Origin of the sequence: Pedobacter sp. CAN_A7, from assembly GCF_015752175.1 — a bacterium.
Classification (GTDB): Bacteria; Bacteroidota; Bacteroidia; order Sphingobacteriales; family Sphingobacteriaceae; genus Pedobacter.
Window position 1 is genome coordinate 724967 of sequence record NZ_JADOUW010000002.1, and the last position, 19886, is coordinate 744852.

19 protein-coding genes, 2 tRNA genes and 1 riboswitch are annotated in these 19886 nt (G+C 41.8%); of the genes, 5 read left to right on the forward strand and 16 right to left on the reverse strand.

The features are described from left to right. Positions 1-3: 3 nt before the first annotated feature. On the reverse strand, positions 4-3399 hold the full coding sequence (ileS, locus tag IWX76_RS09275) for an isoleucine--tRNA ligase (RefSeq protein ID WP_196859622.1): 3396 nt from the start codon (positions 3397-3399) through the stop codon (positions 4-6). A gap of 278 nt (positions 3400-3677) precedes the next feature. Here ileS and IWX76_RS09280 point away from each other — a divergent pair, with 278 nt between their 5' ends. Next, positions 3678-3956, forward strand: a complete 279-nt coding sequence (locus IWX76_RS09280) for an isoleucyl-tRNA synthetase (protein ID WP_196859623.1) — start codon at positions 3678-3680, stop codon at positions 3954-3956. Positions 3957-4010: 54 nt separating this feature from the next. Here the strand turns inward: IWX76_RS09280 and IWX76_RS09285 are convergent, their stop codons facing one another. Together IWX76_RS09285 and fabV are read right to left on the reverse strand one after the other, a co-directional pair. Next, positions 4011-4202 carry a cold-shock protein gene (locus tag IWX76_RS09285; RefSeq protein WP_196859624.1) on the reverse strand — a complete coding sequence of 64 codons (192 nt, stop codon included), beginning with the start codon at positions 4200-4202 and terminating at the stop codon, positions 4011-4013. Positions 4203-4295: 93 nt separating this feature from the next. Further along, the gene (gene fabV / locus IWX76_RS09290) at positions 4296-5489 is read right to left on the reverse strand and encodes an enoyl-ACP reductase FabV (RefSeq protein ID WP_196859625.1); all 1194 of its coding nucleotides are present in this window, start codon (positions 5487-5489) and stop codon (positions 4296-4298) included. Between the two features lie 261 nt (positions 5490-5750). On the opposite strand from fabV, the gene IWX76_RS09295 reads away from it, so the two are divergent. Next, positions 5751-6338 (forward strand): YciE/YciF ferroxidase family protein, encoded by a 588-nt coding sequence (locus IWX76_RS09295; protein WP_196859626.1) that lies wholly within the window; start codon positions 5751-5753, stop codon positions 6336-6338. Between the two features lie 59 nt (positions 6339-6397). Here the strand turns inward: IWX76_RS09295 and IWX76_RS09300 are convergent, their stop codons facing one another. The 5 genes from IWX76_RS09300 to IWX76_RS09320 all read right to left on the reverse strand — a co-directional run bounded on the left by IWX76_RS09300 (position 6398) and on the right by IWX76_RS09320 (position 11120). Continuing rightward, positions 6398-7141 carry a metallophosphoesterase family protein gene (locus IWX76_RS09300; RefSeq protein WP_196859627.1) on the reverse strand — a complete coding sequence of 248 codons (744 nt, stop codon included), beginning with the start codon at positions 7139-7141 and terminating at the stop codon, positions 6398-6400. A gap of 2 nt (positions 7142-7143) precedes the next feature. Beyond that, entirely contained in the window at positions 7144-7887 is a 744-nt protein-coding gene (locus tag IWX76_RS09305) for a nucleotidyltransferase (protein ID WP_196859628.1), read from the reverse strand. Between the two features lie 50 nt (positions 7888-7937). Beyond that, entirely contained in the window at positions 7938-8441 is a 504-nt protein-coding gene (locus IWX76_RS09310; protein WP_196859629.1) for a gluconate 2-dehydrogenase subunit 3 family protein, read from the reverse strand. A gap of 9 nt (positions 8442-8450) precedes the next feature. Then, positions 8451-10130 (reverse strand): GMC oxidoreductase, encoded by a 1680-nt coding sequence (locus IWX76_RS09315; protein WP_196859630.1) that lies wholly within the window; start codon positions 10128-10130, stop codon positions 8451-8453. A 69-nt stretch (positions 10131-10199) separates the two neighbouring features. Continuing rightward, positions 10200-11120, reverse strand: coding sequence for a LysR family transcriptional regulator (locus tag IWX76_RS09320; RefSeq protein WP_196859631.1), 921 nt, complete (start codon positions 11118-11120; stop codon positions 10200-10202). An 89-nt stretch (positions 11121-11209) separates the two neighbouring features. On the opposite strand from IWX76_RS09320, the gene IWX76_RS09325 reads away from it, so the two are divergent. Further along, the gene (locus tag IWX76_RS09325) at positions 11210-11818 is read left to right on the forward strand and encodes an NAD(P)H-dependent oxidoreductase (protein ID WP_196859632.1); all 609 of its coding nucleotides are present in this window, start codon (positions 11210-11212) and stop codon (positions 11816-11818) included. 82 nt (positions 11819-11900) lie between these two features. Next, entirely contained in the window at positions 11901-12971 is a 1071-nt protein-coding gene (locus tag IWX76_RS09330; protein WP_196859633.1) for an AI-2E family transporter, read from the forward strand. Between the two features lie 64 nt (positions 12972-13035). Here the strand turns inward: IWX76_RS09330 and IWX76_RS09335 are convergent, their stop codons facing one another. The 6 genes from IWX76_RS09335 to recO all read right to left on the reverse strand — a co-directional run bounded on the left by IWX76_RS09335 (position 13036) and on the right by recO (position 16775). Then, the gene (locus IWX76_RS09335) at positions 13036-14112 is read right to left on the reverse strand and encodes an acyl-CoA dehydrogenase (RefSeq protein WP_334641579.1); all 1077 of its coding nucleotides are present in this window, start codon (positions 14110-14112) and stop codon (positions 13036-13038) included. Between the two features lie 10 nt (positions 14113-14122). Continuing rightward, the gene (gene pnuC, locus IWX76_RS09340) at positions 14123-14740 is read right to left on the reverse strand and encodes a nicotinamide riboside transporter PnuC (RefSeq protein WP_196859635.1); all 618 of its coding nucleotides are present in this window, start codon (positions 14738-14740) and stop codon (positions 14123-14125) included. 99 nt (positions 14741-14839) lie between these two features. After that, positions 14840-14935: riboswitch (TPP riboswitch) on the reverse strand. 8 nt (positions 14936-14943) lie between these two features. Then, the gene (locus IWX76_RS09345) at positions 14944-15192 is read right to left on the reverse strand and encodes a hypothetical protein (protein ID WP_196859636.1); all 249 of its coding nucleotides are present in this window, start codon (positions 15190-15192) and stop codon (positions 14944-14946) included. 522 nt (positions 15193-15714) lie between these two features. Further along, positions 15715-15792: transfer RNA gene (locus tag IWX76_RS09350), tRNA-Val, on the reverse strand. 72 nt (positions 15793-15864) lie between these two features. Continuing rightward, positions 15865-15942, reverse strand: a tRNA-Val gene (locus IWX76_RS09355). A 107-nt stretch (positions 15943-16049) separates the two neighbouring features. Next, on the reverse strand, positions 16050-16775 hold the full coding sequence (recO, locus tag IWX76_RS09360; protein WP_196859637.1) for a DNA repair protein RecO: 726 nt from the start codon (positions 16773-16775) through the stop codon (positions 16050-16052). A 66-nt stretch (positions 16776-16841) separates the two neighbouring features. Between recO and rlmF the strand changes: the two genes are divergently transcribed. Then, positions 16842-17750: a 23S rRNA (adenine(1618)-N(6))-methyltransferase RlmF gene (gene rlmF, locus IWX76_RS09365; RefSeq protein ID WP_196859638.1), complete on the forward strand. Its 909-nt coding sequence runs from the start codon at positions 16842-16844 to the stop codon at positions 17748-17750. A gap of 2 nt (positions 17751-17752) precedes the next feature. Here the strand turns inward: rlmF and IWX76_RS09370 are convergent, their stop codons facing one another. Both IWX76_RS09370 and IWX76_RS09375 read right to left on the reverse strand, forming a co-directional pair. Continuing rightward, positions 17753-19096 (reverse strand): DUF2130 domain-containing protein, encoded by a 1344-nt coding sequence (locus IWX76_RS09370; protein ID WP_334641581.1) that lies wholly within the window; start codon positions 19094-19096, stop codon positions 17753-17755. A gap of 19 nt (positions 19097-19115) precedes the next feature. Beyond that, positions 19116-19859, reverse strand: a complete 744-nt coding sequence (locus IWX76_RS09375; RefSeq protein WP_334641583.1) for a metal-dependent transcriptional regulator — start codon at positions 19857-19859, stop codon at positions 19116-19118. Positions 19860-19886: the final 27 nt, after the last annotated feature.

Consider the following 19886-nt stretch of genomic DNA (forward strand, 5'->3'; position numbering starts at 1 on the left):
ATATTATTGTTTTTCTATCGAAATATGTAACTCAACATCATCAATGGTGATTTTGTTTCCTATCACCGGTGAATCAGTTAAATTGAGGTCGTCGGCTAATATTTCCGAGCAAATGTATAACTTATTTTGCAATGCGGCTGTCGCGATCAGGTTATGATTTTGTAAAGTCACCTTAATGCGGTCCGTCACTTCAAAGTTCAGTTCCTTTCTTAAATTCTGTATCCGGTTAATCAGCTCCCGCGATAAACCTTCTTGTTTTAATTCGTCGGTCAGGGTAATATCCAGGGCAACGGTAAGGTTGCCAAGGTTAGTTACTTGCCAGCCCGGAATGTCTTCTGCAATAATCTCTACATCAGTTAGTTGTACTAGGTAATCCGTATCTGGAATGGCCAGTTCACCGGTGCTTTCAAAGACAGCTAATTGCTCTGCACTTAATCCATTTATGTATGCAGCAACAGTTTTCATGTCTTTGCCTACTTTAGGTCCAAGTGTTTTAAAATTAGGTTTAATTTTTTTCTTTATAAACCCTGCCGTGTCTCTAATGTACTCAATATTTTTAATGTTAGTTTCAGATAGAATTAATTCTTTAACCAATTCTACTTTATCAGCGAATTTTTCGTCTAACACAGGTAACAATATTTTCGCTAAAGGCTGACGAACATTGATCGAACTTTTCTTGCGCAGGGATAAGGCCAATGATGAAATCTGTTGTGCCAACTCCATACGTTCGTTCAATTCCTGATCAATAAGTGTTTGGTCTGCATCCTTCCATAAAGTAAGGTGTACAGATTCAGTGTGATTTTCTTTCGTACCAACGCTAAGGTTTTGGTACAACCAATCGGCAAAAAATGGCGCTACCGGCGACATCAACTGTGATATGGTTGTTAAGCAAGTATACAATGTTTCGTAGGCTGCTTTTTTATCGGCCGTCATTTCGCCTTTCCAGAAACGTCTGCGCGACAAACGGATATACCAGTTACTTAAGTGCTCATCAACAAAAGTTTGAATAGCCCTTGTTGCTTTAGTAGGTTCATAAGTGTTAAAATTCTCATCAACCTCATTAATCAGGTTTTGTAATAACGATAAAATCCACCGGTCTAACTCACTGCGGTCTGCAACCGGGGTTTCATTATCTTTATCAATACTAAACTGGTCAATGTTAGCATACAAGGCAAAGAAAGCATAAGTATTGTATAACGTGCCGAAGAATTTTCTACGTACTTCATCAAGCCCATCCATGTTAAATTTGAGGTTATCCCATGGTGATGCGTTGCTGATCATATACCAGCGGGTGGCATCGGCACTATAGGTTTCTATGGTACTAAAAGGGTCAACGCCATTGCCTAAACGTTTAGACATTTTGTTGCCGTTTTTATCAAGCACCAAACCATTGGAAACCACATTTTTAAAAGCTACACCAGGGTTTCCTACTTTCTCATTTACCGCTTTGATCTCGTCGCTGCTTTCACTTAACATCACCGCAATGGCATGTAGGGTAAAAAACCAGCCACGTGTCTGGTCAACACCCTCCGCAATAAAATCTGCTGGGTAGGCGCTTTCAAAAGCATCTTTGTTTTCAAAAGGGAAATGCCATTGTGCATACGGCATGGCACCGCTATCAAACCAAACGTCAATTAAATCCAGTTCCCTGAACATTTTCTCACCAGTAGGGGAGGTTAAGATCACGTCATCCACGTATGGGCGGTGCATATCTTTTAATTCAAAGGAAGCTTCCATAAAACCAGCTTCCACAGATTTCTGAATCTCTTCGTTTAGTTCTGCCAGGGAGCCAATACATTTTTCCTGCTCGCCATCTTTGGTTCTCCAGATTGGTAAAGGTGTACCCCAATAGCGGGAACGTGATAAGTTCCAGTCAACCAGGTTTTCCAGCCAGTTGCCAAAACGTCCGGTTCCGGTTGCCTCTGGTTTCCAGTTGATGGTTTTATTCAAAGCCACCATTTTTTCTTTCACTGCAGTAGTTTTGATAAACCAGCTGTCTAAAGGATAGTAAAGGATTGGCTTGTCTGTTCTCCAGCAATGCGGATAACTGTGTTCGTATTTTTTAACGTCAAACGCCTTATTGTCTTCTTTTAATTTAATGGCGATAAGTACATCGGTTGGCTTGAAATCAGCTGCCTGACGTTCTTCATCACTGTAGTATTCTTCTTTAACATAACGACCGGCAAAATCAGTCACTTCCTGAACAAACTTACCTTGTTTGTCAACCAGTGGACTTTCATTTCCTTTTTCATCTTTCACCATTACCGATGGAACATTGTTTTCCCTGGCAACCCTGAAATCGTCGGCACCAAAGATCGATGCGGTGTGAACAATCCCTGTTCCATCTTCTGTGGTGACAAAGTCGCCCGGAATTACACGGAAAGCATTTTTCTCCAGGTCTTCATTGGTCACATATTCCATTAACTGGTGATAACGTAAACCTACCAGGTCTTTACCGGTAAATTCAGCGGCCACCGTCCATGGGATTAATTTATCGCCACCTGTATAGGCTGCAAAATCCAGGTCTTTAGCGTCGTTTTTTAAGTGTTTACCCAGTAAATCTTTTGCTAAAACCACACTCACTGGTAAGAAGGTGTAAGGGTTAAAGGTTTTTACTTTAACATAGGTTATTTTCTCTCCAACGGCAAGGGCGCAGTTTGAAGGCAAAGTCCATGGTGTAGTGGTCCAGGCTATAATGGCGGTTTCTTCCTGATCGTTATCAAAAAGTAAGGGCATCAAAGGATGTTCCTGATCATTCTTCAAAAAGAATTGCGCAGTAATCGATGTGTCCTTCAACATTTTGTAGGTGCCTGGCTGGTTAAGTTCGTGAGAGCTTAAACCTGTACCTGCAGCAGGAGAATATGGTTGTACGGTGTATCCTTTGTATAAGAGACCTTTATTGTAAAATGACTTCAGGATCCACCAAAGGCTTTCCATGTATTCATTTTCATAGGTGATGTATGGTTTTTCCAGATCTACCCAATATCCCATCTTCTCTGTCAGGTCATTCCATACATCTGTGTATTTCATTACTTCCTCACGGCAGGCAGAATTATATTCTTCCACGGTAATTTTCTTACCGATATCTTCTTTGGTAATGCCTAGTTTTTTTTCAACAGCCAGTTCTATGGGTAAACCATGCGTATCCCAGCCACCTTTACGTTTAACCTGAAAACCTTTAAGGGTTTTGTAACGGCAAAAGATGTCTTTAATGGCACGGCCCATCACATGGTGAATCCCCGGCATGCCATTGGCCGACGGTGGTCCTTCGTAAAAAGTAAATGTTTTCGCTTCGGAACGTGTAGAAATACTCTTTTCAAAGATGTTTTCCGATTTCCAAAAGTCAAGTATTTCTTTACCTATTTTCGCTAATTCCAGTTGTTTGAATTCCCTATACATCTATCCAGTATCCTTAAAAATTAAGGTTGCAAAGTTAACGTATTAGAATGGAAAAAGGTAGCTTTGTGGCTAATTTGTTTTATGACTAAACACCTGAAAATTGGGATGATATGCATGGTTGCTGCGGTAATTTTCATGCCCATTGCCTTCCTTCTTAAAAATACCAATGTGTCGACTGCAATTGGCCTTATTATCGCCAGCATGATCCTTGAAGCAATTGGATTGATATTTGTTATCACCAGCCTGATAAAAAAACGAAAACTAAATAAACACAAGCCATGATAAAAATACTCAAACTACAAAAAGCCGTCATCATTTTGATTTTAGGCGTAATAGCATTTGTTGTTTATATCGTCATGTATAACAGAGAAGTAGAAAACAGTATCTATGCCCTGGAAGTGGCCGGCTTGCTTTTTATGGTTGGTGCTTTAATGATGCTTTATCCTATTCTATTTTCAAAAAAAGATGGACAGGGCACAGTGCAGCTGAATCCAGAAAAGCATGGGGAGGAAGATACAGAAGGAACGGAAGAAATTGTAGAAACCAAAAACCCTTAAATAGAAAAAACCGCCCTTTTGGGGCGGTTTTTACAATATATGTAATAAGGAACTTTAGATTACTTGAACATTTACTGCATTTAATCCTTTACGACCTTGTTCTTCATTGTAAGAAACTTTATCGTTTTCACGGATTTCGCCTAATAGGCCACTTGAGTGAACAAAGATTTCTGCACCACCATTCGACGGTACGATAAAACCAAAACCTTTAGACTCATTAAAAAATTTTACTATTCCTTCTTGCATTGTATTGTAATTAAAAAATTGAATGACAAACGTACGGATAATTATTTGAAAATCAGCATAATTTTAATTAATTAAAATTATGCTGATTGTTTTTTAGTCTTGTAAGCCTGGTGTTTCGACAATTTCGTTAACATCAGCGTCGTAATCTACCCCTTCTACTTCAAATCCAAACAGGTTAAAGAAATCTTTGTGGTAACCTGCCAGATCTCCAGTACCAGGAAGTGTTTCCGTTGTGGCATCTGCCCAAAGTTCAGCAACGCGTTGTTGTACATCCGGACGCATCTCTAAGTCGTCTATACGGATTCTTCCTTTTTCATCTACAGGTGTTTCGCCGTTGATGTATAGGCGTTCCTGGAATAAACGGGCAATTTGCTCAATACAGCCTTCATGTATACCTTCTTCTTTCATCACTTTGTAAAGCAAGGAAACGTATAGTGGAATAACTGGGATGGCAGAACTGGCTTGTGTAACCAATGCTTTGTTTACTGATATATAAGCGCGGCCTTGTAAATCTTTCAATTTATCACCAATGGTAAAAGCTGTAGCTTCAATGTGGTCTTTAGCACGTCCGATGGTCCCTTTACGGTAAACTGCTTCAGTTAAAGCCGGACCGATATAAGAATAAGCAACCGTAGTTACCCCCGGGGCCAACAAATCTGCTGCTTTTAAAGCGTCAATCCACATTTCCCAATCTTCACCACCCATCACCATTACCGTATTTTCAATTTCTTCTTCAGTTGCCGAATTGATCGTAATCTCCGATACAATGCCGGTATGAAAATCAACCGTTTTGTTAGTGAAAGACTGGCCAATTGGTTTTAATACAGAATTGTAAACCACGCCGGTTTCAGGGTGTGTTCTTCTGGGCGAAGCCAGACTATAAATAATTAGATCCACCTGTCCAAGATCTGCTTTAATCAAGGCAAGTGTTTTTTCTTTAATTTCTTTAGAAAAAGCATCTCCATTTACACTTTTTGCATACAAACCAGCTTCCTGTGCCTGTTGCTCAAAAGCTGCGTTGTTGTACCAACCTGCCGAACCTGGTTTGCCTGGTGCTGCCGGTTTTTCAAAAAATACGCCAATTGTAGCCGCATTTGATCCAAAAGCACTGGTAATTCTGGACGACAAACCGAATCCGGTCGAAGCTCCAATCACCAATACTTTTTTAGGCCCTTCAATAGGTCCTTTTGATTTTACATAGCTAATCTGATTTTTAACATTTTCTTCACATCCTTTAGGGTGAGAGGTAAGACAGATAAAACCACGTGTTTTAGGAACAATAATCATATAACGTTTTTTATATTTCTACAGTAAATAAAATACCGAATTGCAAAATTAACGTAAACCTAATGTTTTTTGTTAATTCTGTTAGATAAAATGCAAAAGAGTTCTTTTTAGGCGCTTTTATATACAAGGATAATTTGTTAAGATAATGAATAACAGCCTTATTCGGAAAGATTTTTTCATACAATTTTAAAATTTATTAAACAATATCTTACGATGTAGGTTGTAATAGGCAAACAAAAACCTATAAAAAAAATATATATTATGGCAACTACATCAAAAACAAGCGACACTAAATCACCGGCAACAAAAAAAGCAAAGACCACCAGCAAACCAACGGGTAAAACAGGGAAAATGGAAAATTCTGAATTCCATAAATTCTTTGTTGACGGATTGAAAGATCTGTATTGGGCCGAAAAACATTTGGTAAAAGCTTTGCCAAAAATGAAGAAAGCCTCAACTAGTCCGGAGCTTGCAGCGGCATTTGAAAAACATACCGTAGAAACCCAAGAGCATATTGACAGACTGGAAAAAGTATTTGAACTTTTAGGAGAAAAAGCCAGTGCTAAAAAATGCGATGCAATGGAAGGTTTATTAGAAGAGGCCGACGGAATTATTGAGGATACCGACTCAGGTACTTTAGTTAGAGATGCAGGTTTAATCCTTGCTGCTCAAAAAGTGGAGCATTATGAAATTGCATCCTACGGAACGTTGAGAACATTTGCTGGTAATATGGGCCATACCGAAGTAATGGACCTTTTACAGCAAACGTTAGATAATGAAAAAGAAACGGATGTTGCCCTGACCGAAGTTGCAGAAACTTTCGTAAATGAGCAAGCGGCAGAAGAATAAGGAAACACGTAAATGATTAAAGGGCCTTTGCACAATGCACAGGCCCTTTTTTGTTTTACCTAAATTGTATACAGGTAATACCCGCAGTCATAACCACTTTTCTCTAAAATAGGTTTAGCCACGTTAAAAACTTTAACCCCTCCAGGGGCTTCCCCTTCTAATGTGCCAGAATGAGCATGCCCGTGGAAAGCCGCCACCACATTTCTCCGGGTTAAAGGTTCTGCCAATCGTGAAGATCCCAAAAAAGGAAATATTGCTTCCGGTTCCCCAATAACTGTTTCCGCAATAGGTGCATAATGCATAATGGCAATCTTTTTAATGTTGTCATGGTCCTGATCAAGCCGGGCGAGTGCACGATCCAGGTGTAAGGCTTCATCTACAGCCTCCTGCACAAAGGATTTCATGGCCCCTTCGCCAAACATGGATAACATATATTTGTCAAAACCACCACCAAATCCTTTGACACCAGCAAATCCAATCCCCTTAATGACAACGGCTTCACCGTCAAGCATCTGGATGTTATTCGATTGTAGCATCTGTCTAATCAGTTTCTGTCGTCCCTTCTCATAATCGTGGTTGCCCAAAACGCCCACAATAGGAATTTTACACTGTTTCAGTTCTTCTATCAAAATAGCTGCTTCGCCTTCATCACCGGTATCGGTTAAGTCGCCGGCAATAATCATGATATCTGCTTTTGCCGCAATGTCATTAAAACAGTCTACCCATTTTCCCCGGTCCGTTTCCCTGATGTGGATATCGGCAAGGGCGGCGATGCGTACAGGTTGTCTTTCCGCTTCTTCCATCTTTACGTTGTTTTTATGGTACTTACTTTATAATTCCAGTTTTTAATATCTACCTCATATTGTGTTTGATCAATAACAGGACCACGACACACTTTTTCTAAGGAAGCAGGAATATCATATTGTTCGGTTGCTTTTTCAACCAATTCATCAAAAAGCCATTTAGGAATAATCTGGTGGTAATCCGCGGGATACACAAACTGGAAAATTAGCAGTTGTGCCAATAACAGGTGCCAGTGTTGGTCCATTCTAAATAAAACGCGTTTCCAGTCTAGTGTTTCCCCTTTTTTTAATAAAAGGTGGTTAATGTCGGCACCGTCATAGCGCTCCCGGTTTTGTACATAAAGTTTACACCACACTAATTCTTCGGCGGGCATAAACTTAACCGCTACACCATTGTACTCCCCATCTGTAGCATGATCATACCAGGTTTGGTCTACTTTGCAAATGTTATTGACGGTATCAAAAATGATGTCGATATAATGTTCACCATTAAATATTTTAGCCAGCCACCTGATGTCAGTCAATTCCGTCTGAAAGCCTTTATCTGCCATCAGTTTTAATATTTTCGGATATTCAGCAGCCTTGCAAAAGATATCAAGATCTTTGGTGTCACGATCAATACCCGTATAATGATACATGGCGAAACCTCCGCCGAGCATATAGTTTAAACCGTGCTCATTTAATATGTTTAATACCTGCGTGTAAAAATGTTTAGCGTCGTCAAATGCAGTGTCTGTGGCTATCATACGTTTCTTATTAATTACGTACTAACAACGGTAAAGCACTACATTCTGTTTTAGCTTTTCCTTATCGCCCCTTCATAACCACCTGGAACAGATTGATAGTTCTGCGCTTTATACCCGATTTCTGATGTGAAATAGCCTAATAAAGTAAGTTGTCTGATCATGGAATAATATGGTGTCTTTGCCGGATCCAGGCTCACCAAAAATTCCTGCCGCTCTGTGGCATTACATGCTATAAAAGATTTGCCCTTCAATTGCTCACAGGCCTCATCCAGGCTGCCAAGCCCCGAAGTAAATGCCTTTTGTTCTTCCAGCGAATAACAATCGCGTACCATCAGCTGTGCAAAGGAACCCACCTGAGCCGCTTTGGCACCGCCCGACTTTGCCGTTTCCGGCAGAATGCTTTCTGCGACCTCTTCAAATAGGGACATTTCTTTGGCCGTTAAAACAAATCCATCTGCAGTAGTGCTTTTGCAGCCTGTTAAAAATAAATTACCGCCAATAACGGTTCCGCCAATTAAAATGGCTACCCTCGACAATGCTTCTCTTCTGTTCATCGTATACTATTAAAGGTTACCTTTTTTTAATTCATTGACTGCAAAGTCGCAAGCTCTCGCGGTTAAAGCCATATAAGTCAGACTAGGGTTAACGCATGACGAAGACGTCATACAAGCTCCATCGGTTACGAAAACATTTAGTGCATCCCATACCTGGTTATTGGCATTTAATACCGATGTTTTAGGATCTCTACCCATTCTGGCAGTCCCCATTTCATGGATACCATGCCCCATGGCATGGCCGCTGTCCCAGGTTTGTACATTTTTAACCCCCGCTGCTTCCAGCATGTTGGCGCCTTCGTCTATAATGTCTTTCCGCATTTTTAGTTCATTATCCTTCAGCTCAGCATCCATGGATAGAACCGGCAAGCCCCATTTGTCTTTTTTAGTTTTATCGAGTGAAATCTTATTTTCATGGTGTGGCAAAATTTCGCCAAAGCCAGTCATGCCTATTTTCCATCCTCCGGGTTCATTCAGTGTATCCTTAAACTCGCCGCCAACATTAAGTTCCGCAATTTCACGGCCCCAGTTTTCCAAACTGGCACTGCCCTGATAGCCAAATCCGCGCTGGTAAGCACGTTTGTCGCCATATAAATTGGTGAACCTTGGAATATAAAAGCCTGTGGGGCGTCGACCAGAGACGGTCATGTCATCGAATCCTTCCACCGTGCCTGAAGCACCTAAATTGTAATGGTGATCCATTACATTATGGCCCAATTCGCCACTGCTGCTGCCTAATCCGCCTTCCCAAACATCGGTGGCTGAATTCATGAGCACCCATGCAGAGTTTAAGGCTGAAGCATTCAGAAAAATAATCTTCGCGTTAAAAGTATAGGTCTCTTGTGTTTCCGCATCAAGTACTTCCACGCCAGTCGCTTTTTTTGTGTTTTTATCGTAAAGTATTCGAGTAACAATGCTAAAAGGACGCACGGTGAGGTTTCCAGTAGCTACTGCAGCAGGTAGTGTTGACGATTGTGTGCTAAAATAGCCGCCAAAAGGACAACCTTCCCAGCAGCGATCTCTGAACTGGCACTTTGTGCGACCAGGAATGGCGGCGGTTAAATTGGCTGTCCGACCTATAATCAGGTGACGCTGGTCGTTATAATGTTTTTTAAGCCTGGCGGCTACATCTTTTTCTACAACATTTAAAGGTACCGGCGGTAAAAAGTGTCCGTCTGGTAAATGCGCCAATCCTTCTGTCGACCCACTAATGCCTGCAAACTTTTCTACATAATCATACCAGGGGGCAATGTCTTTATAACGGATCGGCCAGTCTACTGCCCATTGTTCGGCAGCATTGGCGTTAAAATCAAAATCACTGAAACGGTAACTTTGGCGGCCCCACAGTGTAGAGCGCCCACCCAGCTGGTAACTGCGCCACCAGGTAAAGGGCTTTTCTTCCGTATAAGGGCTATCCTGTTCATTTGCCCAGCAGTCCATTACCCCTTCACTAGCTGCCCAACCCCGGTGTATCACCGGATATTTTTCCTGCTGTTCTTTGGTGGTTTTGCCTCGGTGTTCAAATTCCCAGGGTAGTTTAGTGCCGTATTTATAATCTTTTATGTGTTCGTAGTTTCTTCCGCGCTCCAGCATTAATGTTTTTAACCCCTTTTGAGTTAATTCTTTTGCTGCCCAGCCGCCGCTGATGCCTGATCCGATTACAATTGCATCATACGTATTTTCTAGCATGTTCCCTGTGTTATTATGGTTTATGATTGGTTACAGCCAATTTAGGGTTTTCACTACAGCGCTACAAATTTACTTTGTATCGATTTCGTGGTCTAAAACCATTTCTTTTAAGAATATTTCTTCTATCTGCTGAAGTTCTGCTGTATACATAGATTTTTTTCGCTTTCCAAAGTATAAGGTATTCTCAATCACCTGGTCGCCGGCCCATAACAGCTTGATTTTTCCGGCAATAATCTCCTTCCTGCATAAAAAGTCGGGTACTACCGCAATACCCTGCCCGTGGCTTAAACAACGTATAATCGAGCTTAAGTTTGGCACAATGTAATTAGGTTTAAAATCTGGCCTTCTGGCAAAGTTATTATGCCAAAACCTACGCAGGTGTTCCATATCTCCTGTGGTGCCATACCAAGTTTGCTGTTTTAGCCAGTGCTGTATGCCTTCGGTGTCTTGGGCATGAAGAAGCACATCTAAATCGGCTGTTGGGGTTTGTATCCCTCCAACCACTACAATCTGTTCTTTAAAAAAAGGGGTGTAAACCAGGTTTTTGTAATCACCTTTCTGAGGGGTAATAATGAGATCCAGTAAGCCATTATCCAGGTCTTTAAGCATCTCCGGATAGTCGCCAAATTTAATGATCACATTAAACTGCAAACTGGGTAAGTAAGATTCCAGCGTAAATTGAAAGGTTTCAAAGCACATGCCTATGCTGATGGTCGCTTTTTCCTTGTTCGTGCTCTTATGAAAATGTTGCTCTGCTTCTTCCAGTTTACACACTGCTTCCTGCACATAGTTATACAATATTTTACCACGTTCTGTGGAGACCATTTTTCTCGTGCTGCGGTCAAACAATTTGTAACCTACATGCGCCTCCAGTGAGTTTAAATGCAAACTCACCCCCGGTTGCGAAATGTATAACAAATCGGCAGCTGCCGTTAGGCTGCCGGTCTCGTAAATTGCCTTAAACGTTCTGAACCATTCTAAATTTACCATAGTCATCAGTATTATGATACTAATATATGAATTATACTATTTTAATTATCTATACCCAGCAGGTAATTTTGTGTCATTAAATAGATATCATGAATACAGAAAAAATATTTATCATCAATGCAGGCCAGGTGTTTGGACATTCCGGTGGCCGTTTCAATAAAACAATGAGTACAGCTACTTACGACTTTTTCAACAAGCCGGGTTACGAGGTCAGAACCACAAACGTCAATGAAGATTATGAACCTGAGCAAGAAGTGAAAAACTTTGTATGGGCAGATGTGATCATCTACCACACGCCAATCTGGTGGTTCCAGGTGCCTCACGCTTTCAAAAAATATATCGATGTGGTTTTTACCGAAGGTCATCAAAAAGGCATTTACCGAAGTGACGGTCGTTCATCAGCCAACCCTGCGGTTAATTATGGCACCGGAGGTAATTTAAATGGGAAAAAATATATGGTCACCACATCGTGGAATGCCCCGGCAACTGCTTTCACCCTGCCTGGTGAGTTTTTCAACGAACGCAGTGTAGATGATGGCGTGTTATTCGGTTTTCATCGCATGAATGCTTTTGCCGGACTTACGCAAATGGAAGGCATCCACTTTCACGATGTGGAAAAAAATGCAGATATCCCAACAGACCTGGCGCATTACCAGCAACACCTGCAGCTGCTTTTTGAACCTGTGGAAATTGCTTAAGTGCTATCCCGGGCTCATAAAACAAACTCTTGTCCCTGATTGTTGACTAACCGAAGCTGAAAAACAGCCTTGGAAACGCAAAATGATCCCTGAAAATAAACAGACAGACCCTATAACAAATAAGGAATTAACCTATATACAAAAAGTCTGGCAAACCGTAGCCATTGTTGCCTTACTGGTGGTTATGATTTTAATTGCCAGAGTGGCTTTTAATGTGTTACTCATGGTGCTTGCAGGATCACTTATTGCTGTTTATTTTCATGGCATGGGCGATCTTGTTCAAAAGAACACCCGGCTAAGCCGGCGTTGGAGCATGCTGATTGCTGTATTGGGGTCATTTATTATACTAGGTCTGTTGCTTTGGTTTATGGGCACAAAAATTCAAACCCAGGCCGCTATTTTAAGTGAAACCTTGCCTACCACCATAAATAACGTGAAGCTAAAGCTTTCTGAAACACCTATCGGACTTAAAATATTGGAGCACTTGTCCGGACCAAATTCAGAAAAGTTGATGAATACCGCCCAGGCCTTTTTCCATACCAGTTTTGGGGTTTTGGGTAACTTGTACATCATCATTCTGCTGGGCATCTTTTTTACCGCGAGTCCTAAATTATATAAGGAAGGCTTTTTAAAGCTTATCCCCACAAGTAACAAAATTCTTGCCCGTACCGTGGTAGAACGCATCAGTCAGGTGCTTAAAGGCTGGTTAAAAGGCACCATGTTATCCATGGTATTAATTACCATTTTAATTACACTTGGCCTCTCCGTAATGGCCATACCCGTAGCACTTGCGCTTGGATTGATTACAGGACTGCTTAAAATTGTACCTAACTTTGGTTCACTTGCGGCCATGATTCCCGGCGTGTTACTGGCGTTAACCATCAGTACAGAAACCGCCATTATTACGGCTTGTATTTATGTGGTATCACAAGCCATTGTGAGTAATATTGTTACCCCATTGATACAGAAACGGATGATTAACCTGCCACCGGCATTAACCATCATTAGTCAGGTCATTATGGGTACACTTTCTGGTGTTTTGGGTATAATTCTCGCCGTGCCACTATTGGCTATTGTAATTATTCTGGTTGATGAGCTGTACGTTAAGAAAATGCAAGTTGCTACGCTGGAACAACCTGGTTCCTGTTCATAAGATAGCGAGTAAGTTGTACGTTAAGAAAATGCAGGTTGTTAGGCTGGAACAAGCTGATTCCAGTTTATAAAAAGGTGAGCAGGGAATGCTGACTGGCGGTATGCAGGTCGCGCCAAACCCTGTTTATTTCTGTTTCTTTTTTCGCTGCTTCCAGTCCGCAATAAGGGAATAGTTCATCGGCAACCTGTCGGGAGACATGCGCCAGTTTCCGGCTGCTCGTGCTAACAGCTTGTAATGCCGCTTCACTAATTCCTCCCTCAGCGATTAGTTGCGACCAGGAAAGGTCAAATGCCTGGTAAAAGTCTTCCCTTACTTTCGTTAATGCCTGTGTGCAGCGCCTTAATTCTGATTCAAAAAACGTCACTTGTTCTGGGCTATAGCGTTTTTGGCCAGTCCGCTGTTTAAAGCTGGCATCAGCCAGCGCCAGGAAATGTTTAGCCATACCGGCACTATTGACAGCTAATGTCGTTTCTGCAAGCTGTAAAAATGGGTAATCAAAACCCGGGGTATCCACTTGTATGGCTTTGTTGATCTCAAAGGTTCTGTTCAAAGGAACTTTTCTATCGGTTACGGTAAAAGCATGACTACCTGTGGCCACCAGTCCGAAATACGACCAGCCCGACAGAATCTCCACTTCTTCCTTTTTTAGGATGAATGATTTTACCTGCTGTTCTCCATTTAAGTCTAAAAGCGGTTGTCCCTGGTCATCACAGATCACACAATTTGCAGTAAAAATGGTGGCATGCAGTGCTCCGCTGGCGTAGTTCCAGGTGCCATTAATCACGTAACCATCTTTATTCTTGGTTGCTGTTCCACCGATTGCGCCGCTCCCAGCAAAACAAACCTTTGGATCGGCAAAAACTTCTTTCGCTAGCTCTGTATCCAGAAAACCGGCAAACCAGCCCGCTCCACTACATAGGGTAACCGTCCAGCCCAGGCTGCCATCAGCCGCTGCTATTTCTTCTTCTAAACGCAGAATTTCTGGCAGGAGTAATGCAGGTCCGCCATAAATGTCGGGTACAAACAACTTAAACCATTGCTGCTGGTAGGCTAAGTTTAAAAGTTCAGGATGCAGTACACCCATTTCTTCTGAAAAAGCGGCAAATCTCTTGATGGTTTCACAAGCTGAAGGCTGGAGCATATGTTGCATGTTAATTAGCTAGCTGTTTGTTTTGGATGATGCGTTTCCAGTCGATATAGCCAAAAATGGCGACGATAAACAATACCGTGGTGAGCAGGGCAAACATGGGCAGTTGTTTATGGATCAGTAAAGGGATGGCAAAAAAGTTGGAAATATTTAGAAAGATCCAGTTTTCTATTTTGCGGCGGGTGAGCAGCCACATGCCTGCCCAGGCTGTAGAGGAAACCGCTGCATCCCAAATGGGTACATCGGAATCGGTAAAGTGTTTTAGGAATAAATGTAGGATGACAAAGCCACCTGTAGCGATGGCTACAGCAATGGTTAGCTCTTTCCGGCTACTCCAGCTCACCTGAATCAGGGGCTGGCCGACCCGCTTTTTCCAGACCATCCAGCCATAAACACTCATCGCCAGGTAATACATGTTCAACAGCATCTCGGCATAAAGGCCAACGCTGAGTAAAATGTACATGGAAAGCAGGATGGAGATGATGCCAGTAGGATAGAGCCAGATTTTGTTTCGCTTAGCCAGCAATACTTCTGTAACGCCAAATCCTACGGCTAACCACTCGATGATGCTGGTTTGTGCAAGCTGCTGATTAAATAATTGGAACCAATCTTTTATATCCATTTTTCTGTACCTTAACTAGGAGGCCCCAATGGGGGGCCGCTTTATAAAAACTTTCTCATCGGCTTTTAAACCGGCAAGATTGAATTAAGGTAAGGTGGATAACCAGCTGCTTACCTTTCCTAACCGGCATTATCCGGTCCAGGTTCTACGGGTGTGTTCTCAGCCTTTTATAGTATGGCACCCCGAGGTATTGTTTAGAGAATTTATTTTTTATCTAAGTTGTCTAGATAGACTTTTAACACGTTCTTTAAATAGATTTCTGGCTTAGGCATGTTAATGATAGCACCAGGTTCTTTGTCCTGCGATTGTTTGATGTAATTTGCTTTAATCTTTCCCCAATCCATGGAGTAAAGTTGTATAAAGGTCTCCACAAACTGCTGGTCGGTATAATCTTTTGGAAGTTTACTCAACACGACTTCAATTTTCTCTTCTTTTCTATGTAAAACTGCCATGATAACGCTTGTAATTTTCACAAAGTTACTAAAAAATTGGGTATGGGGAAATGAGCAAAAATCAAGGGTGGTGCTTTATACAAGTTGTCAATTGCTATAAAAAACAGTAAATTGAAATTGGTCAGGCAATGTGTGACCAATTAGATCAATGCTAATGTTGGGCAAATATGACATGGCCAGGGCTTATAGGTAACGTATTCTGCTAGATTGCCGGCTGTATATCTGCTGTATATCCGGTCTACGTTTAGTCCAACGTGATATAGAGCAGATATAGAGGAGATATGCTTTCGATAAACACAGATCATCAGTTACAGTTAAGTTCTGCTTCAGTCAAAAATGTGCTTGATCGGCTTTGGTTTGGGCGTTGAAGATTTGTATGCTTAGCGTGACCCTGGTTGCACTCAGGCTCTGGGTCGGACTTGGTCGCAAGTCATGTCGAATCATTGGTCTAGGCTTCGTAATACCATCAAATAACCAGTAAACGCAAAAAAGCCTCTCAGTTTATACTGAAAGGCTTTTTTTTGGTGGGAGATACTGGGTTCGAACCAGTGACCCCCTGCTTGTAAGGCAGGTGCTCTGAACCAGCTGAGCTAATCTCCCTTGGGTTCTGCCCTTAAATAAACAATAGTTGGGCTAGCTATTGAGTTTATTAAACTTTCGATCCTGAAAGTTTGGTGGGAGATACTGGGTTCGAACCAGTGACCCCCTGCTTGTAAGGCAGGTGCTCTGAACCAGCTGAGCTAATCTCCCTTGAGGTTCTTTAAGCTTTAACCGAAGTCAGCGGCTTAAGCGCTTCCCTTGTTGAGGGAGTGCAAATATACACCTCTAAGTCAAAACTCCAAAACTTTTTGAATAAATTACGACAATACATCCTCTAAAATTTGATGAGATTTAATTTCTCCAAATGATGCAGTGTGTAACGTGTAGAAAATCAATATTTTATCCAAGATCAACCTTCTGGTGGCATTATTGAATTTTATTTCGCCTAGCTGCTCAAAAGGAGTGGAGTAGAGCGAAATGAAGAAGGCCGCCTCTGTTTTTGCGATATAGTTAGGATGTAAAGGAGGCTGCGATTTAAATTCCCCCTCTTGTAAATCAAAAAAACTAAGGTCGCTTTTGCTTTCCAAACTGGGTGCAAAACCTAAAAATCTGGATAACTTTAATAAAAAGGCCAGGTGAAAGTTGGGTTGCGCCGTTGTGGTTTCGTCAAACCAGCTGATGGCATTGTAGATAAAGCTGAACAGGTTTTCGTCGGTATGTTGTTGTCTTATGCTCTTATAGAGCACTTCGTTTAAAAAGATGACAATGGAGCTTTTTACAATGTCGTAGGGGATGCTACGGAATACCGGTGAGGGCTTTAATTCCGACACCCTTTGTAAGCCCGAATTTACTTTATGGTAAACCACCATATCTGCCAGGTGTAATGGCTGCAACATGTTCATCCTGATCTTTGCCTTCGGTTTTTTAACGCCATTAATCAGGTACGATTGGATGCCGAATTTCTCTGTAAAAACCTGTACCACTACACTGCTTTCGCTGTATAAGGTGGTTTTTAAAATAATTCCCCTGGTTTTATGGAGCATAGCGGAGGTTTGAGATTTTAGGCCTACTTTTGTGAAGTAAAGATAAGCACACCAATTACACAATCCATGGCTACACCGGCAAAAGAAGAAAAGAAACTTTTACATCCCCGCAATAAACACCGTTCAAGGTATGATTTTGCGCTTTTAGTAAAAAGCACGCCTGCCTTACGCGATTTTATTATTGTGACGCCTTATGGCGAAGAATCTATCGATTTTGCCGACCCTGCTGCGGTTAAAATGCTTAATAAAGCCCTGTTGAAGCAACATTACGACATCGAACACTGGGATATTCCGGAGAATTATCTTTGTCCGCCGATTCCAGGCCGTGCCGACTATATTCATTACCTGGCCGATCTGTTGGCAGAAGGCAATGAGGGTAAAGTGCCAACCGGTAAAGGGGTGAAGGTTTTGGATGTTGGTGTAGGAGCAAACTGTGTATATCCGCTGATTGGGCATCAGGAATATGGCTGGACCTTTGTGGGTTCTGAAGTGGATAAACGTGCAGTAGAGGCTGTAAAGAATATTGTTGCAGCTAATTCCAGTTTAACTAATGCGGTTAGTGTGCGTTTACAACCTGATCCGGAAAAGGTATTGGCGGGCATCATCAAACCAGGTGAAAAATTTGACCTTACTTTATGTAATCCTCCATTTCATTCTTCTGCCGCAGCGGCAGCAATTGGTTCGCAACGAAAACTACATAACCTTGGTAAAAATAGTAAGGTGCTAAATTTTGGTGGCCAGCCTGTAGAATTGTGGTGTAAAGGTGGCGAGATTACTTTTATACAAACGATGGTTCAGGAAAGTGTAGCTTTTGGCGACCAAGTGCAATGGTTTACTACACTGGTATCAAAAAGCGCCAACGTTCCCGATGTCTATTACATGACGGATAAAGTTGGCGCTGTACGGGTTAAAACGGTAGAAATGGCACAGGGGCAGAAAACAAGTCGTTTTGTGGCTTGGTCATTTCAGCACTAAGCTTAGCCTAACAACAAAGGCTCATCATCATCGTCGTCGGTTAAGTTAAAACGGATACTTTCTGTACCTGATATTCCTTCTATGGAGCCACGGATGTGCGCCGCATTGAGCATTACTTTTTCCAGTTGTTTTTCGCGCGATTTCCATAACCGTTCCATGGCATCCCGTTCTTTTTGGATAGAAAGTTTCATGCTCATAAAGCCTTCACGGATAGCTTTCCATTGTTCAGAAAACTCGCTGCTGGTCAGATAGTCGTATAACATGTGCATTTTATCACCACGGTTTTCCTGTGATTTTGATGCGCTGAACAATTTCACAATACCATCTCTCAAGATATAGGAAACGGCTTTGACCTCGTCAAAAGAACAGATCCATACACCATCTTTCTCGCCGAAACAATCCATGCCTTTAGGGTAACATTGTGTTACAATAACCGCAACATCAACCCCCATGCCCCGCATGTCTTTTTTAAGCTTCTCAATCCATTCTGGTGAGAATTCTTTAGTTCTTTTACTTTCGTAAATGATACGCCCGCATTCCTGTCCAAATTGATTGCGCACATGGTGAACACAATCGGCGCCACGCACCCCTTTACCCACTTCGGTAACCATATCGAAAGGGAAAGCATTACGTAACAGTTCTTCCAAAATTAATTCCTGTGCTTCACCCTGCAGCTGCATAGAGCCCTGTTCAGCTTTACGTTTCATCTCTTCTGCCAATTTCTTCTGGTCTTCGAGCTGTTTTTCCAGTTCCTTTACCCGCAGCAGGTGCTCCGTGTCTCTGATATTGCTTTTTTCATGTTCCTGTTTTCTGATCTGTTCCACCAGTTCTGCCCGCTGTTCCTGCAACATGCGCTGCATTTTCAGTTCCAGCTCGGCTTCTTTTTCCACGATTTCTTTTTCCTTGATTAAAAAGGACATTTCTTTAGCCCGGGCCAGTTTTAATTTCTCTTCCTGCTCCTTATTGGCCTGGTCGAGCAGGCTAAGCTTGTTCTCGAAATCTGTGGCAATGCTTTTTCGCAGATTTTCCTCCATGCTTTGCTGGATCTGCTTTTTTTCAGTAGCCAGTTTTTGTTCAAAAAGTGTTGCCTGCTCTTGTTGTTTCTGTGCAAAAGACTGCTCCAGCTGCTGCTGTTGTCTTATAAAATCCTTTTGCTTCTGTTCCATAGCCAGGGTCAGCTGCTGCTGCTGCTGGGAAAACTCCTGTTGTTTGATTTTAAATTCTTCTTCCTTTTGCTTGGTGAAAGACACCATTTTTTCGCGGAGGTCTTTTTTATATTCTTCGGCCATCACTTCCTCAATGGGAAAGCTATGGGCACAATTAGGACACTTTATCTCTGTTGACATAATAATGGTCTTTTTCTATTTATTTACGCACATACAGGCTATCTGCAAATTGTACAGATACGCTGCGTGGTTCCTGATCTTCAATGGAAATTACCATAGAGCCATCAAAAGGAACCGTTTCTAACACTTTTATTGGGGTACCAATGTTGATGCCCAGCTTTTTCAAATATTGTAAAAACACAATAGATGTATCTCTAACGGCTACCACCAAGGCTTTTTGCCCCGGTTTTAACTCTGAAAGTACATTTCTATCCATCAGAAGAATTTCGCCGTTAGCTTTTGGTATAGGGTCACCATGTGGATCAAAAGCTGGATACTCCAGAAATTCGTCAAGTTTGTTGATGAGCTTTTCTGAATGGATGTGCTCCAGTTGTTCGGCTACATCATGCACTTCATCCCAGCTGAAATCGAGTTTCTGATATAAAAACGTTTCCCAGAGGCGGTGTTTACGCACAATATTAAGCGCAAGCTTAAGTCCAGTATCAGTCAGCGAGATTTTCCCGTATTTTTTGTAATCTACTAATTTTTTTTCTTTAAGTTTTTTGAACATGTCGGTTGCCGTAGCAGGTTTAACGCCTACCTGTGCGGCAAGTTCATTGGTGCCTGCTTCAGCTTTGCCCTCATTTTGGTTTCCTATCCTGAGTAAGGCTTTCAGGTAATTCTCTTCCGTATACGATAACATCGAACAAATATAAGGCAATTCTATGGTATTGGCACCGGCTTCGATCGCCATAGAGACGCCATAAAAAAGGTATGTTACCATAAATATATTGGAAATATGCTAACTTTA